This is a genomic window from Streptomyces sp. NPDC022910 (assembly GCF_055561075.1).
Genome location: NZ_JBVHHL010000010.1, coordinates 21,145 through 45,053, shown reverse-complemented (window position 1 = coordinate 45,053; position 23,909 = coordinate 21,145). Strand labels below are relative to the sequence as shown.

The 23,909-nt window shown below is 72.2% G+C and carries 27 protein-coding genes, 1 pseudogene and 1 riboswitch; of the genes and pseudogenes, 17 read left to right on the top strand and 11 right to left on the bottom strand.

What is annotated here, in order from left to right:
• The first annotated feature begins 37 nt into the window (after positions 1-37).
• The 4 genes from ACZ3TS_RS12505 to ACZ3TS_RS12490 all read left to right on the top strand — a co-directional run bounded on the left by ACZ3TS_RS12505 (position 38) and on the right by ACZ3TS_RS12490 (position 2,542).
• On the top strand, positions 38-745 hold the full coding sequence (locus tag ACZ3TS_RS12505; protein ID WP_467616627.1) for an LLM class flavin-dependent oxidoreductase: 708 nt from the start codon (positions 38-40) through the stop codon (positions 743-745).
• Between the two features lie 23 nt (positions 746-768).
• Positions 769-924, top strand: coding sequence for a hypothetical protein (locus ACZ3TS_RS12500; RefSeq protein WP_467616625.1), 156 nt, complete (start codon positions 769-771; stop codon positions 922-924).
• A gap of 339 nt (positions 925-1,263) precedes the next feature.
• Entirely contained in the window at positions 1,264-1,458 is a 195-nt protein-coding gene (locus ACZ3TS_RS12495) for a hypothetical protein (protein WP_467616624.1), read from the top strand.
• A gap of 79 nt (positions 1,459-1,537) precedes the next feature.
• Complete coding sequence (locus tag ACZ3TS_RS12490; RefSeq protein WP_467616622.1) at positions 1,538-2,542, top strand: pPIWI_RE module domain-containing protein; 1,005 nt, start codon at positions 1,538-1,540, stop codon at positions 2,540-2,542.
• A gap of 264 nt (positions 2,543-2,806) precedes the next feature.
• On the opposite strand, the pseudogene ACZ3TS_RS12485 reads toward ACZ3TS_RS12490, so the two are convergent.
• The 3 genes and pseudogenes from ACZ3TS_RS12485 to ACZ3TS_RS12475 all read right to left on the bottom strand — a co-directional run.
• Positions 2,807-3,043: pseudogene (locus ACZ3TS_RS12485) on the bottom strand (RraA family protein); the annotation flags it as partial.
• Positions 3,044-3,219: 176 nt separating this feature from the next.
• On the bottom strand, positions 3,220-4,122 hold the full coding sequence (locus tag ACZ3TS_RS12480; protein WP_467616620.1) for a M48 family metalloprotease: 903 nt from the start codon (positions 4,120-4,122) through the stop codon (positions 3,220-3,222).
• The gene (locus tag ACZ3TS_RS12475) at positions 4,119-4,520 is read right to left on the bottom strand and encodes a BlaI/MecI/CopY family transcriptional regulator (RefSeq protein WP_467616618.1); all 402 of its coding nucleotides are present in this window, start codon (positions 4,518-4,520) and stop codon (positions 4,119-4,121) included. Before ACZ3TS_RS12475 ends, ACZ3TS_RS12480 begins: the two co-directional genes overlap by 4 nt.
• A 260-nt stretch (positions 4,521-4,780) precedes the next feature.
• Here ACZ3TS_RS12475 and ACZ3TS_RS12470 point away from each other — a divergent pair, with 260 nt between their 5' ends.
• Positions 4,781-6,295 (top strand): hypothetical protein, encoded by a 1,515-nt coding sequence (locus ACZ3TS_RS12470; RefSeq protein ID WP_467616615.1) that lies wholly within the window; start codon positions 4,781-4,783, stop codon positions 6,293-6,295.
• Positions 6,292-7,311 carry a lysylphosphatidylglycerol synthase domain-containing protein gene (locus tag ACZ3TS_RS12465; protein WP_467616613.1) on the top strand — a complete coding sequence of 340 codons (1,020 nt, stop codon included), beginning with the start codon at positions 6,292-6,294 and terminating at the stop codon, positions 7,309-7,311. Before ACZ3TS_RS12470 ends, ACZ3TS_RS12465 begins: the two co-directional genes overlap by 4 nt.
• A gap of 413 nt (positions 7,312-7,724) precedes the next feature.
• Here the strand turns inward: ACZ3TS_RS12465 and ACZ3TS_RS12460 are convergent, their stop codons facing one another.
• The 5 genes from ACZ3TS_RS12460 to modA all read right to left on the bottom strand — a co-directional run bounded on the left by ACZ3TS_RS12460 (position 7,725) and on the right by modA (position 11,848).
• Positions 7,725-8,390: a DedA family protein gene (locus tag ACZ3TS_RS12460; protein ID WP_467616611.1), complete on the bottom strand. Its 666-nt coding sequence runs from the start codon at positions 8,388-8,390 to the stop codon at positions 7,725-7,727.
• A 176-nt stretch (positions 8,391-8,566) separates the two neighbouring features.
• Entirely contained in the window at positions 8,567-8,986 is a 420-nt protein-coding gene (locus ACZ3TS_RS12455; RefSeq protein WP_467616608.1) for a TOBE domain-containing protein, read from the bottom strand.
• Between the two features lie 92 nt (positions 8,987-9,078).
• Positions 9,079-10,170, bottom strand: a complete 1,092-nt coding sequence (locus ACZ3TS_RS12450) for an ABC transporter ATP-binding protein (RefSeq protein ID WP_467616606.1) — start codon at positions 10,168-10,170, stop codon at positions 9,079-9,081.
• Positions 10,167-11,018, bottom strand: coding sequence for a molybdate ABC transporter permease subunit (modB, locus tag ACZ3TS_RS12445; RefSeq protein ID WP_467616604.1), 852 nt, complete (start codon positions 11,016-11,018; stop codon positions 10,167-10,169). Before modB ends, ACZ3TS_RS12450 begins: the two co-directional genes overlap by 4 nt.
• Complete coding sequence (gene modA / locus ACZ3TS_RS12440) at positions 11,015-11,848, bottom strand: molybdate ABC transporter substrate-binding protein (protein WP_467616601.1); 834 nt, start codon at positions 11,846-11,848, stop codon at positions 11,015-11,017. Before modA ends, modB begins: the two co-directional genes overlap by 4 nt.
• Before the next feature lie 191 nt (positions 11,849-12,039).
• Between modA and ACZ3TS_RS12435 the strand changes: the two genes are divergently transcribed.
• Positions 12,040-12,522, top strand: a complete 483-nt coding sequence (locus ACZ3TS_RS12435; RefSeq protein WP_467616599.1) for a molybdopterin-dependent oxidoreductase — start codon at positions 12,040-12,042, stop codon at positions 12,520-12,522.
• An 18-nt stretch (positions 12,523-12,540) separates the two neighbouring features.
• Here ACZ3TS_RS12435 and ACZ3TS_RS12430 read toward each other — a convergent pair whose 3' ends face one another.
• Positions 12,541-12,939, bottom strand: a complete 399-nt coding sequence (locus tag ACZ3TS_RS12430; protein ID WP_467616596.1) for a TOBE domain-containing protein — start codon at positions 12,937-12,939, stop codon at positions 12,541-12,543.
• Between the two features lie 98 nt (positions 12,940-13,037).
• Here ACZ3TS_RS12430 and ACZ3TS_RS12425 point away from each other — a divergent pair, with 98 nt between their 5' ends.
• Together ACZ3TS_RS12425 and ACZ3TS_RS12420 are read left to right on the top strand one after the other, a co-directional pair.
• The gene (locus tag ACZ3TS_RS12425) at positions 13,038-13,631 is read left to right on the top strand and encodes a hypothetical protein (protein WP_467616595.1); all 594 of its coding nucleotides are present in this window, start codon (positions 13,038-13,040) and stop codon (positions 13,629-13,631) included.
• 39 nt (positions 13,632-13,670) lie between these two features.
• Positions 13,671-14,426: a YcnI family copper-binding membrane protein gene (locus tag ACZ3TS_RS12420; protein ID WP_467616593.1), complete on the top strand. Its 756-nt coding sequence runs from the start codon at positions 13,671-13,673 to the stop codon at positions 14,424-14,426.
• Positions 14,427-14,448: 22 nt separating this feature from the next.
• Here the strand turns inward: ACZ3TS_RS12420 and nicT are convergent, their stop codons facing one another.
• Positions 14,449-15,537, bottom strand: a complete 1,089-nt coding sequence (nicT, locus tag ACZ3TS_RS12415; protein ID WP_467616935.1) for a Nickel transporter NicT — start codon at positions 15,535-15,537, stop codon at positions 14,449-14,451.
• A gap of 29 nt (positions 15,538-15,566) precedes the next feature.
• A riboswitch (cobalamin riboswitch) is annotated at positions 15,567-15,773 on the bottom strand.
• Between the two features lie 90 nt (positions 15,774-15,863).
• On the opposite strand from nicT, the gene ACZ3TS_RS12410 reads away from it, so the two are divergent.
• Complete coding sequence (locus ACZ3TS_RS12410) at positions 15,864-16,211, top strand: ArsR/SmtB family transcription factor (RefSeq protein WP_467616592.1); 348 nt, start codon at positions 15,864-15,866, stop codon at positions 16,209-16,211.
• A gap of 7 nt (positions 16,212-16,218) precedes the next feature.
• Here ACZ3TS_RS12410 and ACZ3TS_RS12405 read toward each other — a convergent pair whose 3' ends face one another.
• The gene (locus ACZ3TS_RS12405; protein ID WP_467616590.1) at positions 16,219-17,892 is read right to left on the bottom strand and encodes a hypothetical protein; all 1,674 of its coding nucleotides are present in this window, start codon (positions 17,890-17,892) and stop codon (positions 16,219-16,221) included.
• Between the two features lie 319 nt (positions 17,893-18,211).
• Between ACZ3TS_RS12405 and ACZ3TS_RS12400 the strand changes: the two genes are divergently transcribed.
• From ACZ3TS_RS12400 to ACZ3TS_RS12370, 7 genes are all read left to right on the top strand, one after another.
• Positions 18,212-18,601, top strand: a complete 390-nt coding sequence (locus ACZ3TS_RS12400) for a cell division protein SepF (RefSeq protein WP_467616588.1) — start codon at positions 18,212-18,214, stop codon at positions 18,599-18,601.
• Positions 18,602-18,726: 125 nt separating this feature from the next.
• Positions 18,727-19,896, top strand: a complete 1,170-nt coding sequence (locus tag ACZ3TS_RS12395; protein WP_467616586.1) for an AAA family ATPase — start codon at positions 18,727-18,729, stop codon at positions 19,894-19,896.
• Positions 19,893-20,246 carry a nucleotide pyrophosphohydrolase gene (locus ACZ3TS_RS12390; RefSeq protein ID WP_467616584.1) on the top strand — a complete coding sequence of 118 codons (354 nt, stop codon included), beginning with the start codon at positions 19,893-19,895 and terminating at the stop codon, positions 20,244-20,246. Before ACZ3TS_RS12395 ends, ACZ3TS_RS12390 begins: the two co-directional genes overlap by 4 nt.
• Before the next feature lie 217 nt (positions 20,247-20,463).
• Positions 20,464-20,940: a DUF6099 family protein gene (locus ACZ3TS_RS12385; protein WP_467616582.1), complete on the top strand. Its 477-nt coding sequence runs from the start codon at positions 20,464-20,466 to the stop codon at positions 20,938-20,940.
• 333 nt (positions 20,941-21,273) lie between these two features.
• Positions 21,274-22,197, top strand: coding sequence for an LLM class F420-dependent oxidoreductase (locus ACZ3TS_RS12380; protein WP_467616580.1), 924 nt, complete (start codon positions 21,274-21,276; stop codon positions 22,195-22,197).
• A gap of 437 nt (positions 22,198-22,634) precedes the next feature.
• The gene (locus tag ACZ3TS_RS12375; RefSeq protein ID WP_467616578.1) at positions 22,635-22,850 is read left to right on the top strand and encodes a hypothetical protein; all 216 of its coding nucleotides are present in this window, start codon (positions 22,635-22,637) and stop codon (positions 22,848-22,850) included.
• The gene (locus ACZ3TS_RS12370; protein WP_467616577.1) at positions 22,847-23,875 is read left to right on the top strand and encodes a DUF4232 domain-containing protein; all 1,029 of its coding nucleotides are present in this window, start codon (positions 22,847-22,849) and stop codon (positions 23,873-23,875) included. The genes ACZ3TS_RS12375 and ACZ3TS_RS12370 overlap by 4 nt, the downstream gene beginning before the upstream one ends.
• The last annotated feature ends 34 nt before the right edge of the window (positions 23,876-23,909 follow it).

Genomic DNA, 23,909 nt, shown 5'->3' with positions numbered 1-23,909 from the left:
ACCACCACAGCACTCACCATGGCGAAGGACGTGACCGGTGCGCATCGGCGTAGTCATCCTCCCCGAACACACGTGGCCGGAGGCCCGATCGAGGTGGCGTGCGGTCGAGGAGCTCGGCTTCGACCACGCCTGGACCTACGATCACATGGCATGGCGGACGCTGGCGGGCGGACCGTGGCTGGGCACGGCGGCAACCCTGGCGGCGGCTGCGACCTGCACGTCCCGCATCGGTCTCGGCACTTTCGTCACATCGCCCAACTTCCGTCATCCGGTGCCCTGGTCGCGCGAGGTGATGGCACTGGACGACATATCCGGCGGTCGGTTCCTGTGCGGCGTGGGGGCGGGAGCCACCGACGTCGACGCCACCATGCTGGGCCGCCCGGTGCTGCCGCCACGTGAACGCGTCGACCGCATGGCCGAGTTCGTCGAGCTGCTCGACCGTCTCCTGACGCAGGATCATGTCGATTACGCAGGCACCTACTTCACGGCCAAGGACGCCCGCACCGCGCCGGGCTGCGTGCGCAAGCCCCGGGTTCCGCTGATCGTCGCGGGCAGCGGGCCACGCACCCTGCGGCTCGCCCGCCGGTTCGGGGACGGATGGGTCACGATCGGCCCCGCGGGCGCGGGCGACGAGCGGGACTGGTGGTCAGGGGTCGAGAACCTGGCTGCGCAGATGGACGAGCTCCAGCCGCCCGCCGATTCCAGCGGCACCTCTCCCTCGACTCCTGCCCGGGCTATTCGCTGACCAGCGAAGCACGCTTCGACGACATGCGGGGCAGGGCGTGCGAGCTGGGCTTTACCGACGTGATCGTCCACTATCCCCGCACCGCGGGCGTCTACGCGGGGCGCACCGAGATCCTGGAGTCGGTGGCCCAGCTCCAAACCGAGTCCCCAGGCGCCCCGGCGCCCTCCACCCAGACGTGACACAGCCGAGCGATCACGGCAGTCCCGACCGGGTGGCCGAGGAAGGTCCTCGCCGAGGTGGCTGCGGACGAGCTCGGCCGACTCCGGCGCCCGGCCTTCGACCCGGGTTCGACGTAATTGGGCGGCCTGGAGTGGCGAATCTGGAGTCTGACCAGGGCGGACATACGTGTGTCCGCCTGGAGGACGTTTCTCTGGGCGGTGGTGTTCTTGCTGCTCAACGAGGTGCGGGCTGAAGCGTGATGACCTGCTTGGGGGAGGGGATCTCCAGCTTCGCGAGCAGGTCTCGCTGGGGCTTGGTCAGGGCGGGGGCGACCACCGGTTGAGCAGGACATCGCGCTCGTGGTGTACTCGCGCGGCACGACGGGACGCCGCAGGGGCGCCGTCTACCCCTTCTCCGCCATGAACGTCACCTGGCGCCGGTCGCACGAGGGGGAACTCGGCGACTTCCCCGCCGGGATCACCACGCTGGCGGTCAGCCCGCTGTCGGGGAACGCGGGCGAGGTCGCCCTGATGCTCATGCGGGCCGGCTTCTGACGCAGTTCGAATAGGCCGACGACCGCCTCGCCGGACCCGACGGGAGCCGGCCGCGGCGTGACGCGAGAACCCCGCCAGCGTGCCGTTCGACCCGTTGCCGCGCTTCAACCTCCGCTGGTCGGTGCGCCGCTGGGCCACTCGTACCAGCGCCAAGACGGGCCGATTGCACCTCCCGTGGGGTGCGAGCACCACCGTACTGTTGCGTCCGCACAGGCCGTTCCTGCCGGGCACGCCGCGCAGCAAGCGGTTCGCCATCGCCCATCTGGAGCGCTACTGGGACAAGGATCTGGGCGAGAAGGGCGGCTTTGCCGACCGGTGGCGCGCGGGCGGCCCCGCAGCGATGCTCGCCGGGCTGCGCTTGGGCGAGCCCTTCCCGCACGCCGACGCGATCCTGACCGACCCTGCGTCTTGGCTGCGCGACGACGCCCGGGCCGGCGTCCTGCACCGCACCGCGATGGGCCGGCACGACGTGGGCACCGGCTTCATGGCACACCAGCTCTCGCAGCTCACCGCGTGGGCGGAGGGTGCCCTTACGCCCGAGGTACGCCGCGCCCCGGACCTCTCGCTGATCGACCGGGGTACGCCCGCGAACATCCCCAAGGGGGACAAGGAGACGATCGACGCGGAGCGGTGCACTCAGCGCCGGCTGGCGACGGCCTACGCGCTGGACGCCCTCGACGGCGTGGCGCGCCAGGCCGGCGCTCCCGTGCTTGAGGCACGGCTGCTGTGGCAGTCGCTGCGGCTGCGCGACGCCGCCTTGGCCTCCCTCGCCGAGCATCTGGGCCTCAAGGGCGACGGCGGGTCCTTCACCGCACAGCAGTACGACGACGCCACGGCCGGCGCACCGGTCGTACACGAATGGTCCGCTCCGGAGCTGACCGTGCGGGTCCACTGCCTGCGCCCGCTCGTCGCGCTCGGTGACCGCACCGCCGACAGCCTCCTTGCCTCCCTCGCCCTGCCCACCGGCACCCGCATCAAGGACGCCCAGGTGACCGCCGCAACCGCAGCCCGCCGCGACAGCGCCGCACAGTGGCTGGCCGCAGAACGCACCACAGACGCGCCGGCCCTCGCCCGCAGCGGATGACCACGGCCTCCAGCAGGATGGCCACTGCCAGGCGCGCCGGCCAATGAGGAGACTGATCGACTGTGTCCGGTTCCGACAATTCGGCGAGGGCGAGCATGCTGTCACCGCTTCAGCGCCTCAGCCAGGACGAGTCGGCCGGCCGGCGGATCGCCATCATCTCGGCGAGTGTGGGTGCGGGGCACGACGGGGCGGGCGATGCCCTCGCCAGGCGCCTTGAAGGCGACGGATTCCTGGTGGACCGGCACGACTTTCTGGACCTGCTGCGTCTCCCGACTCGACGACGATGACCGAGCCGGGCGGGGCGCGGTGGATCGCCGCGTGCAGCATGAGGTTGTCGCCGGGCCGGCAGCGGACCGTGAACGCCGGTCCCGCCACGCGCGGGGTCGAGGGCCACAGCGGGCGGATGCCGATGTCCATGATCTGATCGCGGCCGAGCAGGTCGGCGAGGGTGGTCGTGGGAAGGTCCTTGAACGAGCCGGCGAACCCGATGACGTCGCTCATGTGCCTCCTCCGTTCGAGTGGATCACCGAATCTACGCCTCTCGTGCGCCCGGCCCGCGCGGCCGGCGTCGCCGAGTCGTTGCGGTCGGCCCGGACCGTCCGCGTGCGGGGCATGGTCCGGGTGGTGAGGAGGGCGCGATCGTCACGAAGGACACGTACGACCGCGCCGGCGCCCGCTCACACCAGCACATGCTCCAGCAACTGCAGCAGATCCCCCGTCGCGTCCGCCGCCCCCACGCCCGGCAGTGCACCGAGCGCGAGCGTCGTCGCCGCGAGCGGCCACAGGTGCGGAGGCGGGCCGGCCTGCAGGGCGGCGATACGGCGGGTGACCGCGTGCTCCGTGAAGTTGAGCGCGCAGGCCGGTGGGCGGCGCCGCGCGCTGAGCGCCGCGCGCGCCAGGGCCCGGGCCGTCGTGGAACGGTCGCCGACCGTGTCGGCCGCCTGCTCGTCCGCCCAGCGCTCCACGAGGAAGGTGACGGTGACCCGGACGGGTCCGAGCAGCGGGCAGGCCGCGGCGGCGAGCGCCACGGCGGTCGCCAGGGACGCGTGCCGGTGCGTGAGATGGGCGCGCTCGTGGGCCAGCAGCACCCGGCGCTCCACCGGTTCCAAGGCGCTCAGCATCGCCGAGGTGACCAGGATCCGGCCCGGTGCTCCGCCGCCGCCCGGGATGGCGAACGCCTGCGGCACGGGCGACGCGGCGACGACGAGTTCCGTGTCCGGCGGATGACCGGCGCCCAGGGTCCGCAGCGCCCGACGCGTGACCCGCTCGGCGCGGGCGGCCCGGTACACGCGCACGGCGACCAGGACGAGGGCCAGGGTCGCGGCGACGGCTATCGCCTCCGGGACCGGGTCGGGCAGCCGGCGTCCGTCGTCGCGGGCGTCCGCCACGACCGGCGGCGCCTGGTTGACCAGGGTGACCGCGAGCAGGAACAGCGACCAGGTGGTGGCGGCCGCGGTGAACACGGCGGACGCGGTCAGCACCCGGGCCGCGAGCGCGGGCGCCACCCGCCTGCCGACCAGGGGGCTGAGGGCGCTCAGCAGCAGTGAGAGCAGGATCGGAAGATAGACGTCGATCTTCATGCGCCGGGTCCGCCGGGGAGTGGCCGCCCGTCGAGGAGGTCGCGCAGGGCCTGCTCCTCCTCGGGGCTGAGGCCGGAGACGAACTGCTGGAGCGTGGCGACCGGGTCGGGGCCGCGGTCGAGCGCCTCGTGCATGGTGTCGGCGGTCAGTTCGGCCGCGTTCTTCGCGGGCCGGTACGCGCCGCGCCGCCCGTCCACGTCGCGCAGGACGAGCCCTTTGTCGTACAGGCGTTTGAGGATGGTGTGCACGGTGTTGTAGGCGAGCCCGCCGCCGATCTCGGTCTGGATCTCGGCCGGCGTGAGCGCCTGGTCGGTGGCCCACAGCGTGGCGAGCACCTCGCTCTCCAGTTCACCGGCGCTGCGTCGTTCCGCCCTGCCCTGGGGGCCTGTGCCAGCCATGCCCGCAACCTTACAGCGCGTAGGGGAGCCGTGGTGCCGACGGCGGAGCGGCCGTCCGCGGGTCGGAGCGGGCCCGGTCCACTCGACCGGCGTAACGGGGTGGCGAGGCGGCCGGGTGAGCGCCCGTCTCGCGCTGCATCCCCGGGTCGCCCGCGTTAGCTTGTCCGTGTTTTACCTGTTTCTTTCCTGATTTCCGCCGTCGGCCCCTACAGCTTGTAGGGTGTGATGCCCCTACAGTCCGTAGGGGGTGAGGGATGGGTATGGCCAACAGCTCGAACACCGCGCTCGCAGGGGTCCGCCGGCTCGCCGGGCCGTCGGTGGCCGGCATGTCGTGGCGCGACCGCGGCCAGGGCCTGATAGCCCTTGTGGCGGGCGTCTTCACGCTGGCCCAGCTCCTCCTCGTACGGCCCGGCATGGGGCTCGGCTGGGACGAGACGGTGTACGTCAGCCAGGTCAGCGCCCACGCCCCCGCGGCGTACTTCAGCGCGCCGCGCGCCAGGGGCATATCGCTGCTGGTCGCCCCGGTCACTTCGTGGTCCTCCTCCACCGCACTGCTCAGGGCCTATCTCGCGGTGCTGTCCGGCGCCGCCCTGTTCTTCGCCCTGAGCGCCTGGCGGGGCCTCTTCCCGGTCCGCGTCCTCGCCCTCGGAGGCGCACTGTTCGCGAGCCTGTGGGTGACCCTCTTCTACGGTCCGCAGGCCATGCCCAACTACTGGGTCGCGATCGGCGCGCTGGCCGGCACCGGCTGGTTCCTGCGTGCCCACGCGGACAGCGCCGACCGGCCGGCCCTGTGGGGCGTCGCGGTGAGCGTCGCGCTGATGGCATGGATGCGGCCCACCGACGCCGTCTGGACCGCCGCCCCGCTCCTGTTCCTGGTGATGTTCCTGCCCCGATGGCGGCGCCTGCCGCTGCTGCTCGCACTGGTGGGCGGGCTGGCGGTCGGAGCGGCCGAGTGGATCGTGGATGCCTACCGCACCTACGGGGGGCTCCTGCAACGCCTCTCCGAGGGCTCCCGGATACAGGGCGGCCTGGGCTGGAACATTGCCGTCGGCGACCAGGTGCGCAGCCTCGGCGGGCGCACCCTGTGCCGTCCGTGCACCGGCCCCATGCCGAGCCCGGCGGTGACCGCCTGGTGGTTCGTGCTGCCTCTGCTCGCCGTGCTCGCGGTGGTCATCGCGTTCCGGGCCCGGCGCCCGGCGCTCCCGGGCCGCACCCTGGTGCCGCTGGCCTGCGCGGCGACGGCGGCCTTCCCGTACCTCTTCCTGATCGGGTACGCCGCCCCCCGCTTCCTGCTGCCCGCCTACGCCCTGCTCGCGATCCCCGTCGCCGACGCCCTCCTCCACCTCGTCACCGCGCCGGACGGCCGGTGGCGGCCGGTCACCACGGCACTCGTGGCGATCGGGCTCGCCGGGCATCTGGCCGTGCAGTACGCGGTGCTGCACCGCACGGTGGACCGCACCACCGCCGACCGCCGCGCCTGGTCCCGCACCGCCGCCGAGTTGCACCGCCTCGGCCTCCGGCCGCCCTGTCTGCTCACCGGCAACGAGGCCGTCCCGATCGCCTTCTACACCGGCTGCTCCTCGGCGGCGACGAGCGGCAGCAACGAGAACAGCACCCCCGACGGCATCGCGCGCACCGCCCGGCGCATGCCCGTCGCGTACCTGGACACCGCCGCGGGACGTCCGCCGTCGTACGCACGCGGCTGGATTCCCCACTCCTTCGACGGTGTACGCATCTACGTCGCCCCCAAGGCGGCCGAGGACGGACGCGGATGACCCCTTCGACCACGACCACCGAGGTGGCCCCGGCCGCACACGCTTCACCGGCCGCCCCCGCTGCACCGGCGGCCCGGGCGACCTGGGCGGCCCGGGCGGCCCGGGCGGCGAGACTGCGCGGGCGCGCCCCCTGGCACGCGGCCGTCAGCCTCGTCGTCCTCGTCTGCGCCGCTTTACTCGCCAGGCACCACTGGCCGGTCATCGAGGCGGGCGTCGCCCGCCTCGCCGACGCCGACCCGGGCTGGCTGCTGCTGGGAGCGACGGCCACCGTGTCGACCTGGGCGTGCTCGGCGCTCGCCCAGCAGGGTGCCGTGACCGAGCCGCTGCCGGGCGGGCGCCTGGTGGCCGCGCAGTTCGCCGCCTCCGCCGCCAACCACGTTCTGCCCGCGGGAGTCGGCGCGGGCGCCGTCAACCTGCGCTTCCTGACCCGCTGCGGGCTGCCCGTGACCCGCTCGGCGACCGCGCTCGCGGTGAAGGCCACCGCAGGCGCCGTGTCGCGCGGCGCGCTGATCGCCCTTCTCGCGCTCGCCGGTCCCGGGCTCCTGCGCCTCCCGCGCGTCTCCGCGGTCACGGTGGCAGTCGCGCTCCTCGCGGCAGGGGCGCTTGCGATGCTGCTGTGCGGACCGCTGCGGCGTGCCGTGCGGGCGGTGCTGGCGGAGGTGCGGGCCGTACATCGGCTCCCCGGCCGGGCGGCCGCCCTGTGGGGCGGGTCGCTGGCCTTCGCCTCGATGCACTCGCTGGTGGTGATCGCGGTCACCCGGTCCCTCGCCCTGCCGCTGCCACCCGGGCAGGTGGCGCTTGCCTACCTCGCGGCGAGCAGTGCGGCCGTCCTGCTGCCCACCCCCGGCGGCCTCGGCTCCCTGGACGCCGCGCTCGCCCTCGCGCTCGCGCTCGCCGGTGCCCCCGGCAGCGCGGCGGCTTCCGTGGTCCTCGGCTACCGGCTGCTGACGGTGTGGTTGCCGCTGGTCCCCGGTCTCGTGGTGCTCGGCGTGCTCGTACGGCGCAAGGCGCTCTGACCGCACGGTCGGCGCGCCCACCACCTTCACGTTCCTGGTGACCGTACGGCGGGGGGAGGAGCGGTCAGCAGGACGATGCCGGACAGGCGGGCGCACGCGCACACGACCGTTGCCACGGCCGGGACCGTGAGGAGCAGCAGCGGCCGGGGGTGCTCACGAGGGAAACCAGGGCACCGCCGGCGTTCGTCGCTCGGCCGTCCGGCCAGGGCGACCGACGCGGTGTCGAAGCCGCTGTGGCGCGCTCCACCAGCTCAGGGCCTGAGCACGGCGAACAGCCCGAGCCCGTACGCGGACAAGTACGCGGACAAGCCGTAGATCAAGGAGTCCAGCCGGGAGGAGGCGCGGTGTGCCAGGCCCACCACGCCCGTCTGGCTAGGCCAAGCCGTCCATGCACGAACCGTCGAAGGCGTGCATCATCCGCCGACACCGTCCTTCGCGGCCCGGCGCGAGCGCAGGACTTCGAGGGCGAGCGGGACCAGCGAGACCGCGACGATCACCGCGATCATCGGGAGCAGGTACTTGTCGACGTTCGGCACCGAGGAGCCGAGGGCGTACCCGGCGAGGGTGAGGCCGAGGCTCCACACGAGGCCGCCGAGAACCTGCCAGAGCGTGAAGGTCCGCACGGGCACCCGCAGCGCGCCGGCCATCGGGTTGAGCACGGTGCGCACCACGGGGACGAAGCGGGCCAGGACGATCGCCTTCGCGTGTCCGTACCGGTCGAGGAGCTCCTCGGCGCGCTGTGCGCCTTCTTTCAACCGGGCCGAGCGGCTGCGGGCGAGCAGCGCGCCGCCGGCCTTGCGCCCGAGCAGATACCCGCACTGGGACCCGGCGAGCGCGCCGACGGCCGCGGCGACCAGCAGCAGTGGCAGTGACAGCTGCACACCGTGCCGGCCGGAGCCGGTGCACAGCAGGCCCGCCGTGAACAGCAGGGAGTCGCCGGGCAGGAAGAAACCGATGAGCAGGCCCGTCTCGGCGAACATCACGACGCCCACGCCCAGCACCCCGAAGGCCGCGAGCAGGGACTGGGCGTCCAGCACGTTCACCGCGAGCTGTGATCCCAGTGACAAGGGTGTGGCCATCGTCGCGAGCCCTTCCATGCGGGAGACCGGGCGCGACGTGGCGTCACCCGGCGGCTGACTACAATCGTGTAGACCGTCTGCTGCACTGTAGACGATAACCGGGTGACGAACGTTCCCGTGATCACTGCTTCGGGTGAACGCTGCCTTATCCGGCAGCGGCCCGCCGCGGCGAGCGGTCAGGCCGTGGCGAGGGAGACCTCCGTCGACTTGATCAGGGCGACGACCGATGAGCCGGGTGCCAGGCCGAGGTCCTCCAAGGCGACCCTCGTGATCACGGCGGTCAGCGCACCGCCCACGATCGTGATCCTGACCGATGCCATGACCCCGCCCGTGGTGACTCGGTCGACGGTGCCCGGCAACTGGTTCCGGATGGAAACGCCCTCGACCGCCGCGGTGGCGAGCGCGACCTCCGTGGACTTGATCAGGGCGTGCACGGAGGCGCCCGGCGCGAGGTTCAACTCGTCGACGGCCTCCGCGGTGACCGCGGCGGTGACATCCTGACCCCCCGTCAATCTGACCTTGACGACCGCCATGACCTCGCCCGGGAGGACGATCGTCACGGTGCCGGGGATCTGGTTGCGGATGCTCAGATTCATGGGCGCGCCTCGCGGGACGTAGGGTATGTCCTTTTCTGTCCCTATGCTGAGCCCACGGCGGCCGGATTCACGGGCCGTACCCGCGCGGCGTGTCAGGCCGGATACGCGTGTGTCTGCGCCGCCTTGACGGCCGCCCAGACCGGGGCGCCCGGATGGAGGCCGAGCTCGGCCGCGGCGACGGTGGTCAGGTCCGCGGCCAGGGACAGCTCACCCATGAGGTCGGCGCGGATCTGGTCGCCGTGCGTCTCCAGACCGGCGACCTCGCACCGCCACAGGTTGCGCGCGCTGGAGCCGCTGGGCCGGTCCCGATGAAGTGTGACGGCACTCGGCGGGAACGCCACGAAGACGGTTCCGGACAGGTCCTCAGTGGTCGTGATCGCGGGGCCGGCGTCGAGCTGCACGGTGTGCGCCTCCGCCACCCCCCGGTACAGGTTGAGCCCCACGAGCCGGGCGATGTAGTCCGTGCGCGGACGGCGGGCGATGCCCGACGGGGTGCCCTCCTGGACCACCCGGCCGTGCTCCACGACCACCAGCCGGTCGGCGAGCACCATCGCGTCCAGCGGATCGTGGGTGACGAGCACCGCCACCGCCTCGAACTCGGCGAGGTGGCGCCGTAGTCCGGCCCGCACCTCGAGCCGGGTACGGGCGTCGAGCGCGGCGAGCGGCTCGTCCAGGAGCAGCAACCGGGGCCGCGTGACGAGCGCGCGGGCGAGCGCCACACGCTGGGCCTGGCCGCCGGAGAGCCGGCGCGGTTTGGCGCGGGCGTGGTCGGCGAGTCCCATGCGCTCCAGCCACGCGGACGCGACCGCCCGCGCCTCGGCCTTGGACGCGCCCCGGCAGCGCGGGCCGAAGGCCACGTTGTCCAGTGCGCTCAGATGCGGGAAGAGCAGATAGTCCTGGAAGACGACGCCCACGGGACGCGACTCGGGCGGCGTTCGGTCCAACGGGGCGCCGTCGAGCCGCAGATGCCCGCCGGAGAGGGGGACCAGCCCGGCCAGTGCGCGCAGGGCGGTGGTCTTCCCGGCGCCGTTGGGCCCGAGCAGCGCGACGACCTCGCCGGGCGCGACGGTCAGTGCCACGTCGAGGCGGAAGGAGCCGCGCTCGACGACGACCCGCGCATCGAGCCCCTCGCCACCCATGTCGGCGGGGGCGCTGTCGGTACTGATCTGGTCGGTGTGGGTCATGACGCCCTCATCCAACGCTCCCGCAGCCCCGCCAGGACCGCGATCGAGACGGCCAGCAGCACCAGGCTCAGGGCGATCGCCGCCGCCGGGTCGTTCTGCAGGGCCAGATAGACAGCCAGCGGCATCGTCTGCGTACGGCCGGGGAAGTTGCCCGCGAAGGTGATCGTGGCCCCGAACTCGCCGAGCGCTCTCGCCCACGCCAGCACGGCGCCGGCCGCGATGCCCGGTGCGATCAGCGGCAGCGTGACCCTGCGGAACGCGGTGAAGCGGGAGGCGCCGAGCGTCGTGGCGGCCTCCTCGTAGCGCGGATCGGCGGCCCTGAGCGTGCCCTCGACGCTGATGACGAGGAACGGCATCGCCACGAACGCCTCGGCCACCACCACCCCGGCGGTGGTGAACGGCAGGGTGATCCCGAACCAGGCGTCCAGCCACCGCCCCACGACCCCGTTGCGTCCGAGCGCCAGCAGCAGCGCCACACCGCCCACCACCGGCGGCAGCACCAGCGGCAGCGTCACCAGGGCCCGTACCAGGCCGCGTCCCGGAAAGTCCGTCCGGGCCAGCAGCCAGGCCAGCGGTACGCCCAGCACCAGGCTCACCGCGGTGGCGGCGGTCGCGCTCACCAGGGACAGTTGCAGCGCCTGCCACACCTCCGTACTGGTGAGCTGGTGCGGCAGGCTGCGCCACGGGGCCCGAACGAGCAGGGCGACCAGCGGTAGCAGCAGGAACGTCAGGCCGGCCAGCGCGGGCAGCAGCAGCGGCAGAGGCACCCCGGGGCGGCGGACACGCCCGTGCAGCGGCCCGCCCGCCAGGGTGTCGGCAGCGGCGTCGGACATGTCGATCCGGGTCATGGCTGGAGGAACCCGGCGTCGGTCAGGACCTTGCGGCCCTCGTCGGACCGGACCAGCGCGATGAACGCCTCGGCCCCCTCGGCGTTCGGCGCGTTCTTGAGCAGGACGATCGGGTATTCGTTGACGGCCTTGGCCGACTCGGGGAACTCCACGCCCTCCACCTTGTCATCCGCCGCCTTCACATCGGTCTTGTAGACGACCGCGGCGTCGGCCTCCTTCAGCTCCACTTTCGTCAGGGCGCTCTTGACGTCCTGCTCGTACGACACCGGCGTGAGCTTCAGGTTGCTTGCGTCCAGCGCCTTCTGCGCGGCGGCCCCGCACGGCACCGTCTTGTCGCAGAGCACGACCTTGAGTCCGGACTTGGTGAGGTCCTTCAGAGAGGAGACCTTGTCCGGGTTGCCGGGCAGAGTGGCGATCTCCAGCTGATTGCGCACGAAGGTGGCGGGGGTGCCGGCCGCGTCGTTCTTGTCCGTGACGACGGCCATGGTCTTGGGGCTGGCGGCGGCGAAGACATCGGCCGGGGCGCCGCTGGTGATGCTCGCGGCGAGGGTGTCGCTGCCGCCGAAGTTGAAGGACACCTTCGTGCCCGGGTGCTCCTTCTCGAACTTCTTGCCCAGGGTCGTGAAGCTCTCCTTGAGGGAGGCGGCGGCGAAGACGGTGACGGTGCCGGACACTTTCGGCGCCGAGGACGCCGAGGACGCCGAGGAGTCCGACTTGGGGGAGGAACTCGAGTCGGACGAGGAGGAGCAGGCGCTCAGGGCCAGCAGCGCGGCGGCCCCCGCGCCGGTCACCTGCAGCGTCCGGCGGGTCCGGCGCGCGGAACGGGTCATCACGGGTCCACTCCCTCTGTTCGGCAGGGAGGGATCTCCCGGACCCCTCCGATACGCCGATCATACTGACGCAGATGCCAGCCGGAAGCCTCCTGTGTCATCGCATGAGCTGGCTCTTTGATCAGTGAGAGTCGCATGTGCGTTTGCCCGGGGGTACCGCCCGGGTACCGTCATCCGGGAGGTGGTGACCTGTGGGCCAGTCCCTGACGCAACCGGTCGCCGACGCCGCCGTGCCGGCGGAGCTCACGCTGACCGGGGACCTCGCCCGTCCGACGCGGCTGACCGTGCCCGACCTGCTGGGCTGGCCTCAGCACCGGGTGCGGGTCAGTTTCGAGTGCGCCACCAGCGGCGTACAGCACCACCGGTTCAAGGGCCCGCTGCTGCACGATGTGCTGTCGGCCGCCGGTCCTGTGTTCGAGCCCGCCCGGCGCAAGGACCGTCTGCGCTTCCTGATCGCCGTCACGGGTGCGGACGGCCACCACGCCTTGCTGTCCTGGGCCGAGATCGACCCGGACTTCGGCCGTGCGCCCGTGCTCCTGGCGGTCGGCATCGACGACACCCCGCTCGACCGCTCCGGACCCCAGCTCGTGCTGCCGCAGGACCGCTGCGGGGCGCGGTACGTCAGCGGCATCAACGCGATACGGGTGGACGGCCGTTACCGCCCGTGGACCTGACCCGGCGGGTGCCCCGGCTCAGGTCCGGTCGACATGTACGTTCGTCGACTTCACGCGTGCGGTGGCCTCCATCCCGACCTCCAGGCCCAGTTCCTCCACGGCCTCCCGGGTCAGCAGCGAGACGAGGCGGTGCGGTCCCGCCTGGATCTCCACCTGGGCGGCCACGTCACCGAGCTTCACGGCGGTGACGATGCCCGGGAAGGCGTTGCGCACCGAGGTGTACGACGGGGCTTCCTCATCACCGCTGCCGCCGCGTGCCAGCTCCACCGAGAACGCGGCCAGGTCCTTGCCATCGATGACGCGCCGCCCGTTCTCGTCGCGCCGGGTCGCCACCCGGCCCGCGTCCGCCCACCGTCGCGCGGTGTCCGGGCTCACTCCCAGCAGACGGGCGGCCTGGCCGATTGTGTAGGACTGCATGGGCGCCACGATAGGCTCCCGCACCGCCCCCGCCCGACCGCGGCCCGCAGGCCCCCACACGCCGTGTCTGCGGAAATAGAGGTGGCCGCCGGGTCCGCATGGCAGGATCCCACGCGATGGGTGTGTCCTGGACGGTACGGAGCGTTCGCGCGGCGGTGTTCGCCGTCGTGTGTGTGCTGCTCGCCGCCGGGGGACACACGCTGGCCACCGGCTCCGTTCCACCGCTGTGGGTGGACGCGGCCGGGTTCCTGCCCGTGTTCGCCGGCGGTACGGCGCTCGCCGGCCGGGAGCGCTCGCTCCCCGGCATCACGGTCGCGATGCTCGTCGTACAGGGCGGACTCCACCTCGCCTTCGACGTCGCGGGTCCGCCGGAACCGCCGATGCACATGGCGGGCATGCACATGGCCGCCCAGCCGCACGCGATGAGCCCTCATGCCGTCGCCGCGCACCTGGCCGCGGCCCTGGTCGCCGCCTGGTGCCTGCGGTGCGGCGAGGCCGCCCTGTGGTCGCTGCTGCGCAAGGCCGCCGCCTTCGTCCCGGGCCTCGCCGCCTGGTGGCGTACGGCGCCGCTGCCCGTGTACGTCGGGCCGCTGCCCGCCTGCGCCCACCGGCAGCACCTCCTCCGGCAGGCGCTCCTCCGGTACGCCCTGTCCCGGCGCGGCCCGCCCCGGGGATCCCCGTACGCGATCTGACCCCCCGACACCGAGCACGAGTACGGAGCCATCCCACCCATGTCCCCGATGCGTACCACCCTGCGCCGCGCCGGCATCGTCGCCGCTCTCACCGCCGCCGGCGTTCTCACCGCGGCGGGCGCGGCCTTCGCGCACGTCACCGTGCACCCCGAGAGCTACGCCAAGGGCGCCACGGACGGCGTGCTGACCTTCCGGGTCCCCAACGAGGAGGACACCGCCGCGACCACCAAGGTGCAGGTCTTCCTGCCCACCGACCACCCGATCCTGGGCGTGCTGGTCAGCCCGCAGGACGGCTGGACCGCGCAGGTGACCACCACCAAGCTCAAGACACCGGTCAAGACGGACGACGGCAACATCACCGACGCCGTCTCGGAGATCACCTGGACCGGCGGGCGCATCCGGCACGGCCAGTACCAGGACTTCGACGTCGCCTTCGGCCAGCTCCCGGACAACACCGACCGGTTGACCTTCAAGACGCTGCAGACCTACTCGGACGGGAACGTCGTCCGCTGGATCGAGGAGACCCAGAACGGCGCGGAGGAACCGGAGAACCCGGCGCCGGTCCTCCATCTGACCGCCGAGGGCGCGGCCGAGGGCAACGGTTCGACGGCGACATCCTCCTCCACCGGCACGGCGCAGGAGAAGCCGAGCGGTTCCACGACCAAGGCCGCCGCCACCAGCGACTCCACCGCCCGGGAGCTCGGCATCGCCGGCCTGGTCGTCGGTGTCCTGGGCCTGGCCGCCGCCGGCTTCGCGATCGCCCGCGGCCGCACCCGCACGTCGGCGTCCGAGTGACCGGGGCCCCGCCCCGTCGGCGTCAACTCCCGTCCGCGGGGCGGGGAGTCCACCGTTCCTCGACCCTCGCCAGCCGCCAGTACGCGAGCGCGGCCGCCCACACGACGACGAACAGACCGACGATGATGAAGCCCACGTTGTCGAGGTCGAGTCCGGCGATCCAGCCCGTCACCGCGTCCCCGAGGTCCAGCTTGTCGTGCAGGACGCCGACGAGCTCGATGGTGCCGATCACGAAGGCCACCGCGATCGACAGACCGGTGATCGTGAGGTTGTAGAACACCTTGCGCACCGGGTTCGAGAAGGCCCACTGATAGGCGAAGTTCATGAACGTGCCGTCGAGCGTGTCGAACAGGCTCATCCCGGCCGCGAACAGCAACGGCAGGCACAGGATCGCGTACCAGGGCAGCCCGGCGGCCGCCCCGCTGCCGGCCATCACCATCAGCGTGACCTCGGTCGCGGTGTCGAAGCCCAGGCCGAACAGGAAGCCGAGCGGGAACATCTGCCCGGGGCGGCTGATGGACCTGGTGAAGCGGCCGAGGACGCGGTTCATGAACCCCCGGGAATCCAGGTGCTGTTCGAGTTCCTTCTCGTCGTACGTGCCCGCCCGCATGGCCCGGAAGACTCGCAGGATGCCCCTGAGGGCGACCAGGTTGAGGGCGGCGATGAGGTAGAGGAAGGAGCCCGAGACCGTCGTCCCCATCACCCCGAGCACCTGGTGCGTGCCGGAGGTCTCGTTCATGAGGCGTCCGGCGAGCTGGGTGCCTCCGGCGATCAGCGCGGCGAGCACGACCACCACGCTGGAGTGCCCGAGCGCGAACCAGAAGCCCACGGACACCGGCCGCTTGCCGTCGGCCATCAGCTTGCGGGTGGTGTTGTCGATCGCGGCGATGTGGTCGGCGTCGAAGGCGTGCCGCATGCCCAGCGTGTAGGCGGTGACGCCGAGTCCGATCCCGAACGCCTTGGAACCGACTTCGTAGTGCTCCGGGACCACCAGCAGGAACAGTACCCCGAACGCCACGACGTGCAGGGCCGCGATCACCGCCAGCAGTCCGGCGGTCCGCAGGGTGTCCTCGCGCCGCCACTGAAAGGACGCAGGATCGGGCAGGGTCATTACGATCACGCTCCAGCACCTCGTGGATCACTTCGTGAGATGCCGTGGCCGGTCTCCTGGCTGACGGATCACCGCGCCCGCCCCAACCTTCCCGGTCGACACTCGACCAGTGGCGCCACCCGAGGACGGGTGGCACGGGACGGGAACTCCCCGATCACAGTGGCGAGGGCCGCTCCGGCCTGAGCCCCTGGGGGCTTTCACCGGTCTTCCCGAACACCACGGCCCGCCCACCTTAGGGCGGGCGGGGAACGCCTGCAAGACTGCACAGTTGCGCAGGTGTCCGGAGGTATCGAAGATCACACAGAGGTGCCTGGGAGAATGCCCGCATGCATCTCGTCCCCGCCGACCGCGCCGGCAGGCGCACCATCGACGGCCACCGGGTCTGCGAGGCCATCGAGGCCATCGGCGCACCCGAGGCCGTACGTGCCTGGGCCGACCGCTTCTCCCTGCTCGCCGACCCCGGCCGGCTCGCTCTGCTGCTCGCCCTGCACCGGGCCGGACCGCTCGCGGTCTCCGACCTCGCGGTGGCGACCGGCATGAACGACCCGGCCGTCTCGCAGGCGTTGCGGCTGCTGCGGACGGCGGAGATGGTCGCGGGTGAGAAGGAGGGACGGGTCGTCCGCTACCGGCTGATCGACCCGGTGGTACTGGAGCTGCTGAAACAGGTGACGTGACGGACGGTCACTTCGAGGGCGCCGGCTCGCGTTGCAGATGAATGTCCTGGCTCGACAGCGTCATCGGTGACGCGGAGAAGGCACGCAGCCGGATGCGGGTGTTCTTGTCGGGCAGGCCGAAGCGGCCCCCCGGCGCCTCGATCCGGTAGGTGGCCGTCCCATGACCGGCGACGGACGAGGGTCCGTCGAGCACCTTCCAGTACCGGCTCATGCCCTGCCCGGTGGTCACCATGAAGTGGGGTTGGAGAGCAGCGTCGCCGGTGTTGCTCACGCTGACCGTGAGGGTCCTGACCGCCCCGGACGTCCGGGAGGCGGCGGCAGCCTGCAGGTGCAGCGGCGGTCTGCCGGTCGCCGCCACGGTCACGGCCACGAAGGCCGGGGCCAGCAGGGCCGCGGCCACCACCATGCGGGCCGCCCGCCGTCCTTCCAGCAGCCGGGGCTGCCAGGCGGTGGTGAAGGCGCTGGGCGGCACGGTGACGGCGGCCGCCAGCCACAGCGGCGTCATCAGCAGGTAGTAGCCGTCCTGCGAGCGGGTGGCCAGGAAGAACGCGCACCAGGGCAGTACGGTCGCGGCCGGCCCCAGCCGCCGCACGAACAGCACGAACACCGCCAGCAGACCGGCCGCCAGCAGCATGCTGGCATGCGAGTACCAGCTCAGGCGGTCGCTGCCGTCGGTGAAGTAGAGCGAGATGTCGACCAGGCCCTGACCATGGATCACCGCACCCTGGGTGATCGGCAGCGCGATGCCCGAGAGCCAGGTGCGCGGCTCGCTCACGACGAAGTACGCGTTGATCAGCAACCAGGTGCCGGCGGCTATGCCGACGATCCGTGCCACGGCCAGGGCGGCCCCGCGCGTCCCCAGCTCGCCGCGCCGCAGAGCGAAGACCCCGGCGAGCAGGAACGGCGTCAGGAACCACGGCAGTTGCTGGCTGGCACAGGCCGCGCCCAGACAGGCCGCCCGTGCCCAGTCGGCCAGGCCACCCGCACCCATGCGCGTCCAGCGCACCACCACCGGGATGAGGAAGGCGAGGGCGACGACCGCCGGGTAGCCGAGCCGGCCGTACGTCGGGATCATGCCGAAGCCCAGGCACACCAGGGTGGCCGCCGAGCGCCACGGCGTCGGCAGCATTTTCCACATGACGATCGCGCCCACCACGATCGCGCTCGTGGTGACCAGGGTCTCCGGCAGCGCGCTGTGGCCGATCCACAACAGGGGCGCGGTCAGCAGCATGGTCAGCGGCGGATAGCCGTACGTGTAGTCGTAGCCGCCGGTCACCGTCGGGGTGTAGGCGACGCCGCCGTGGTGCTCGAACAGCCAGGGCCACGGCTGCCCGTACACCGCGTGACCGTGGAGCAGCTCCCGGGCGGCCTGCATGGTGAGGATCGACTCGTCGCTGAAGTCGTGTGCCACGGATACCGCGCAGTAGGCGAGCGTGACCGCCGTCACCAGGACGATCAGATCGAGGCGCGCCAGCGAGCGGCTGCTCCGCACCACCAGCGTGAGAACGCCGGTGATCAGGATCGAGGCGTAGCAGACGGAGATGATCGCGGCGATCACCAGCCGGTGGCTGGCGGCGGTGGACCACACCCCGCGCGTGCCGATGAACAGACTGATGTCCGCGAGCAGCGTCAGGATGCGATGCCACTGCGCTGGGGTCCGGTCCGGCTCGTCCTGCGCCACGAGGGGGCGTGTCCGGCGGCCGCTTGTCGACGGCCTCACTTCTGCCAACTGCACGACCGGAACGTAACGGGACATGATGAATGCCGAGCCTCTGGAGGTGAAGACTCCGGTGTGAGAGCGGTAAGAACCGCCTGCAGGGGGTGGGCCGACCGGGGGCATGCGTATCCGCCGGACAGACGTCTCCTCCGTGCGGGGGGCCGTGCGGCCGAGGTGACCACCGGGGGCGTCGCGGTCCGTGTCGCTGCTGGGCCGGACGGGTGATCATGCGTAAGAATTGCCCGGTGCAGACATTGAGTGCGAGCCAGCGCGGGGAGGACCGGTGAACAGCCGCGATGTCACCGACGAACAGTGGGAAGGGCTCGCTCAGGTCGTTCCGTTGCGCGGCCGGGACGCCTGGCCGTCCGCCGTCGACCACCGCTCGATACCCGAGGCCGAGACCGAGGCGCGACGGCGCTTCGTGGTCCTGCGGGTCAACGTGTTCGCGGACGCCCGCGAGGTCGCGGAGACGCTGATGGCGGGGGTGCCCGTCCTGCTCGACCTCACGGGTGCGGAGACCGAGGTCGCCAAGCGGGTACTGGACTTCAGTACGGGAGTGGTCTTCGGCCGCTCCAGCGGGATGCACCGAGTCGACCGCAATGTCTTCCTGCTGACCCCGCCGGGGACCGAGGTGCGAGGCCTGATGGAGGGCGCGGGGGTGCCCGGCGTCTGAGGCCCGGCCGACGGGCGGGCCGGTACCGCGGGTCGTCGCCGCGCCCGTCGGCCGGTCGCCCGATCGTGGGAAGCGCGCGAGGGTGAAACGGTTCGCCGCGACGCCTCGGGCCTACGGTCCCGGGTATGACCGCGTCACCTGCGTTGTGCCCGCCGGACCGAGCCGGTGCCACCGACCCGTGCTCCGACCGGCCGTGCGTCACCGAGCTGCGGCTGTCCGCGTTCGCCGGGCATCGGCGGGCCGGGTTCACGCTGGGGCCGTTGACCCTCTTCACCGGGCCGAGCGGCTCGGGCAAGTCGCGGGCGCTGCAGGCGTACGAGGCGCTGGCGCGGCTCGGGGGCGGAGCGGAGCTCGAGGAGGCGTTCCCGGACCCGGTGGTCTGCGTGCCCGAGCGGGCGCGGCCCGACGCCCAGCGGCGGCGTGGCTTCCGCATCGGCTGCACGGCCGACGGCCCGGAGGGACCTGTGCGGCTCGACATCGCCGTCCAGGCCGAGCCCGAACTGCGCATCGTCGGCGAGCGGTTGACGTCCGACGGCCTCGTCCTGCTGGAGACGGCGCTGCGCGACCCGCACCGCCGAGCGGTGCAGGCGGCCTGGCACACGGCGGGCTCCTCCCCAGTGACCCGGGGCCCGCTGCCCGACGACCGCCTCGGCACCGCCCTGCTGCCGCTGCGCGTGTCCGGCAGGACGGACGGCCAGCGCAGGGTGCTCGCCGGGGCCGAGCAGATGGTGGTGGCACTGCGTTCGGTCTTCGCCTGCGACCCGAGCCCCCGTTGGATGCGGGCCCCGGTTCCGCTGGGCGCGGGCCGGCTGCTGCCGGGCTGCGACAACCTCGCGGAGGTGCTGTTGCGCACCCGCGCGGAGTGCGGCCGGCGGCACGCGCTGCTGGCCGCGGCGGCCGGGGCCGGGTGCGCGGGACGGGTCGTCGATCTGGTGGCGGAGCCGCTGGCTGACGGCACGGTCCGCGCGCTGCTCGACCGGGGCGAGGGACTGCGCACGCCGTTGAAGCTGCTGGGCGACGGCGAGCTGCGGTATCTGGCGCTTGCCCTTGTCCTCCTCACCGGGCCGGGCGTCCTGGAAGTCGACGCGGTGGGAGAGGTGCCGGCGGCGCTGCAGACGCTCACGGTGCTGGCGGACGACTTCGACCGATGCATGGACCGGCGGCAGGCGCGGGAACTGCTCCAGCTGGCGGCCCGGATGTGCGAGCGGGGCCACATCAGGCTGGTGGGCGCGATGAGCGAGGCGTCCTGGGCGGCGGGGGTGGACGGCGTGACGGTGGTAGACCTGAGGCCGTGACAGAGGAACCCGGGCAGCGCGAGGACCTTGACGTGGCGCGGCTGCAGCGGCGGCTCGCGGAGTTCGCCGCGGCTCGCGCCTGGCAGCCGTACCACACACCGAAGAATCTGGTGGCCGCTCTCAGCGTGGAGGCGTCCGAACTGGTCGAGATCTTCCAGTGGTTGACGCCCGAGGAGTCGGCTCGGGTGATGGACGACCCGGACACGGCCCACCGGGTGACCGACGAGGTCGCGGACGTGCTCGCCTATCTGCTCCAGCTGTGCCAGGTGCTCGGCATCGACGCGCTGGCGGCGCTGGACGCGAAGATCGACCGCAACGAGGAGAGGTTCCCGCCGCCGGGAGCCGAGTGAGGCGAACCCGTCCCCGCGGGAGGGCCGGCGTGCCGCCGCGGAACCGGGAGCCCCATGGTCACTCTCCGGAGTTGTCGGAGTTGTCCTCTCCCCTTAGGTTGTCCACAGATTTCGGACTACCTCTGGCTTTTCGTCCGGACTGCCTTCACTGTGGGTAGTGAACAACGGAGTTCGGGCAGACGTGCGGTAGTACGTCAGGACAGAGCGGGGGCAGCGCATGGACGCGGTGCGGCTCATCGTGACGAGCAGGCGTGCCCTCGTGGGGAGCGAGGACGGGCCCAGGGTCATGACGGAGGCGTGGCAGGCGTACGCCCTGGCACAGGCGATAGGCAGTCGGCTGGCGGTCTCGGGACCACCCGAACTGCGCGGCGAGGCGCTGGGGTTGACGGAGCTGGCGGGCAGGGGCTGCGGCGTCCTGGACACACCCTCCATCGACGTGGCGGACCTGCGCGCCGCCCAGCTCACGGACCTGGGTGACGCGCGCAGAGCCCTCCTCGACCTCGGCACGCTCCTCATGGAACTGGGCATGGCTCTCATCGCGGTCGCGAGCGCCGCGGACGACGAGGGCACCTACTGGCAGTGCATGGAGGCCATCGACGCGGCGGACGAGTCGAGGGACCGGGTCAGGGAGATGCTGCGGAGACTGTCGACGAGGGACGGCGAGATACGGGAACGACACAGGGCTCCTGGCTGAGCCCCAGGCGGGGAAGACTCAGGTGCGGTCGCTCTCCGAGGCTGACGGTGGCCTCCTGCTGCGGCCCCTGTGCGGGGACACGGCTTCCTGCGACATGACGGCTTCCTCGGCCCGGGTGCCCCCCGAGGCGCGGACACGGCGACGCCCGAAAACAGGGCCGCCGGCGACAGGTGCCGGGCGGTCCGGCTCCGCACCCGCAACGATCACCCAGGGACCCGGTCACCGTGCCGCTCACCCGGTCGTCGGATTGACGGATTTTTCACCCGACCGGAGTCAGGAGGGGTGGGTGGGACAGGTGGGGTTGAGCGGTGTTCGAGCGTGCAGGATGGAGGCATGGATCTTCGCATCTTCACCGAGCCCCAGCAGGGGGCTACCTACGACACCCTCCTCTCCGTCGCCAAGGCCACCGAAGACCTGGGCTTCGACGCCTTCTACCGTTCCGATCACTACCTGAAGATGGGCACCGTGGACGGCCTGCCCGGCCCCACCGACGCCTGGATCACCCTCGCCGGCCTCGCCCGCGAGACCAGGCGCATCCGCCTGGGCACGCTGATGACCGCCGCCACCTTCCGTCTCCCCGGTGTCCTCGCCATCCAGGTCGCCCAGGTCGACCAGATGTCCGGCGGCCGTGTCGAACTGGGCCTGGGCGCGGGCTGGTTCGAGGAGGAGCACAGGGCGTACGGCATTCCGTTCCCGAAGGAGAAGTTCGCCCGCCTCGAGGAGCAGTTGGCGATCGTCACCGGGCTGTGGGCGACCGAGGTCGGCAAGACCTTCAGTTTCCACGGGGAGTACTACCACCTCACCGACTCGCCTGCCCTGCCCAAGCCCACCCAGGCCAAGGTGCCGGTGCTCATCGGCGGCCACGGCGCGACGCGCACCCCGCGGCTGGCCGCGCGGTACGCCGACGAATTCAACATCCCGTTCGCCTCCATCGAGGACAGCGAGCGCCAGTTCGGCCGGGTCCGTGCCGCCGCCGAGGATGCCGGGCGTGCCGCGGACGATCTGACGTACTCGAACGCGGTGGTGGTCTGCGTCGGCAAGGACGACCAGGAGGTGGCCCGCCGCGCCGCCGCGATCGGCCGCGAGGTCGACGAGCTGAAGGCCAACGGCCTGGCGGGCACCCCGGCCGAGGTCGTCGACAAGATCGGTCGGTACGCCGAGATCGGCTCCCGGCGTATCTACCTGCAGATCCTGGACCTCCACGACCTGGACCACCTGGAACTGATCTCCACCCGGGTCCAGTCGCAACTGTCGTAGTACGTACCGGCCGTACGGCTCGCAGCCGGTACGGCCCGAGTCACCCGGCTCCCCGCCCGGGCCGTCGGGCGGGGAGGTCAGGCCCGCGCCGTGACCGGGCTGTGACGGGGGCACCCACCCGAGCAGTCCCGTCTGCTTCTGGATCAACACGTCCGTCGTGGCTCGCCCGGCCTCCGTGGCCCTCGGCGGTGACGACCGGGAGGGGTGTCCCGCGGCCGGAGCGAGCCGGAGCCGGCCGGCGAGCCATGACGCCGGGGCCGAGCGTGGTGATGCCGGGGGCCGGGTGTTCCCGGGCTCCCTCCATTAGGGCGCGACTCGGGGCCGACGATCACAGGGACCGCGATGATGTGCTCGGCACGTGAACTCCATGTGCCGGAACTGCGGGCTCCATCACAGCGCACATGATCCACGCCTGATCGGATGATCAGGTGCGTAAAGTGCTCCCTCTTGCTCTCACCGGCCTGTTGGCCCTGTCGGCATGCCAGTTCGCCGGTCATGACGGTGCCGCCGGCGAGGCCCGCCACCTCAACACCATCGAATCCCGCGCTCAGAAGGCGGCCATCAGCAAGCGCAGGAAGGAGCTGGACGACATGCGCGCAGCGGACGAGCGGGCCGTCAGGAACGCCCGGACGATCATCGGCAAGGCGTCATGAGCAGGGCGATCCGTACCACGAGCGCCGCGGTGACCGCCGCCGCGGCGGCGGTCCTGGTCCTCACCGGCTGCGGTGCGGAGAAGCCCGGCTCGCGTAGGGACGGAACCCACCTCGGAGGCGGCCCCGGGGCCGTCAGCGCCGACCCGTTGTGCCCGTCCGGCATGCCCCGGTACGGCGCCGCCCCGACCGACGGCCCGTCACCCGCGAGCACCGCTCCGCAGCCCTCCTGGACCCCGCTTCCGCTGCCCACCGGCACCCAGGCGGCCAAGGGCGGTGTGCGGATCACCGGCCTGTCCGGCTGGACGTCCGGCCACGACTGCGCGCCCGCCCGGTTCTCCGCCGACTTCACGGTCACCAACCACGCCAGGACGGCCATGACCTACACGGTCACCCTCGGCTTCCTGTCGGCGTCCCGAGGCGCCGTCGACACCGTGGACAAGACCGTTGCCGTGGTTTTGCCGGGGCAGACGGTGAAGAGCACCGCCGACACCGGGGAACTGCCGGTGCAGGCCCCGGCCGTGACGGGCGTGGCGATCGAGAAGGTGAGGACTGTCCCCGTGGACGAGGTCCCCTCGTCGGGCGGGCCCTGCCCGGCCTCCGGGGTGCGCGTCGACGCCGACCAGGGCGACGCCGCCATGGGACTGCGCGCGGTGAGCCTGCACCTGGAGAACTGCGGCACACGCCCGTACAGCCTGAACGGCCGCCCCGCGCTCCAGATCCTGGACGCCGACCACGAACCCGTGACGGGCGTGCGCATCGTGCGCGGCGACGAGATCGCCACCGGCACCGGCGCCGACGGCACGCCCCAGCCCCTCACCCTCGCCCCCGGCGAGCGCGCCTATGCGGTCCTCGCATGGCGCAACACGACCGAAGCCGGAGACGGCCTCAGCCCCGTCGACGCCCCGTACGTGCGCGTGTGGGCCAAGCCGGGTGCCCGCCCGGTGATCGTGACACCGGAGCTCGACCTCGGCACCACAGGCAGACTCGGCGTCGGCCCGTGGAAGAAGGAGGACACCGGCCGTTAGCGGAACCGGCGGGCGGCCTGCCGATCGAAAACCG

Coding starts and splice junctions, on each gene's coding strand:
- ACZ3TS_RS12410 (WP_467616592.1), top strand. CDS start 15,864: ATGCATCTCGTCCCCGCCGACCGCGCCGGCAGGCGCACCATCGACGGC.
- ACZ3TS_RS12475 (WP_467616618.1), bottom strand. CDS start 4,520: ATGGCTGGCACAGGCCCCCAGGGCAGGGCGGAACGACGCAGCGCCGGT.
- nicT (WP_467616935.1), bottom strand. CDS start 15,537: ATGACCCTGCCCGATCCTGCGTCCTTTCAGTGGCGGCGCGAGGACACC.
- ACZ3TS_RS12370 (WP_467616577.1), top strand. CDS start 22,847: ATGAGCAGGGCGATCCGTACCACGAGCGCCGCGGTGACCGCCGCCGCG.
- ACZ3TS_RS12385 (WP_467616582.1), top strand. CDS start 20,464: ATGGACGCGGTGCGGCTCATCGTGACGAGCAGGCGTGCCCTCGTGGGG.
- ACZ3TS_RS12425 (WP_467616595.1), top strand. CDS start 13,038: ATGGCAGGATCCCACGCGATGGGTGTGTCCTGGACGGTACGGAGCGTT.
- ACZ3TS_RS12455 (WP_467616608.1), bottom strand. CDS start 8,986: ATGAATCTGAGCATCCGCAACCAGATCCCCGGCACCGTGACGATCGTC.
- ACZ3TS_RS12480 (WP_467616620.1), bottom strand. CDS start 4,122: ATGAAGATCGACGTCTATCTTCCGATCCTGCTCTCACTGCTGCTGAGC.
- ACZ3TS_RS12380 (WP_467616580.1), top strand. CDS start 21,274: ATGGATCTTCGCATCTTCACCGAGCCCCAGCAGGGGGCTACCTACGAC.
- ACZ3TS_RS12460 (WP_467616611.1), bottom strand. CDS start 8,390: ATGGCCACACCCTTGTCACTGGGATCACAGCTCGCGGTGAACGTGCTG.
- ACZ3TS_RS12500 (WP_467616625.1), top strand. CDS start 769: ATGCGGGGCAGGGCGTGCGAGCTGGGCTTTACCGACGTGATCGTCCAC.
- modA (WP_467616601.1), bottom strand. CDS start 11,848: ATGACCCGTTCCGCGCGCCGGACCCGCCGGACGCTGCAGGTGACCGGC.
- ACZ3TS_RS12450 (WP_467616606.1), bottom strand. CDS start 10,170: ATGACCCACACCGACCAGATCAGTACCGACAGCGCCCCCGCCGACATG.
- ACZ3TS_RS12395 (WP_467616586.1), top strand. CDS start 18,727: ATGACCGCGTCACCTGCGTTGTGCCCGCCGGACCGAGCCGGTGCCACC.
- ACZ3TS_RS12420 (WP_467616593.1), top strand. CDS start 13,671: ATGTCCCCGATGCGTACCACCCTGCGCCGCGCCGGCATCGTCGCCGCT.
- ACZ3TS_RS12430 (WP_467616596.1), bottom strand. CDS start 12,939: ATGCAGTCCTACACAATCGGCCAGGCCGCCCGTCTGCTGGGAGTGAGC.
- modB (WP_467616604.1), bottom strand. CDS start 11,018: ATGACCCGGATCGACATGTCCGACGCCGCTGCCGACACCCTGGCGGGC.
- ACZ3TS_RS12465 (WP_467616613.1), top strand. CDS start 6,292: ATGACCCCTTCGACCACGACCACCGAGGTGGCCCCGGCCGCACACGCT.
- ACZ3TS_RS12470 (WP_467616615.1), top strand. CDS start 4,781: ATGGCCAACAGCTCGAACACCGCGCTCGCAGGGGTCCGCCGGCTCGCC.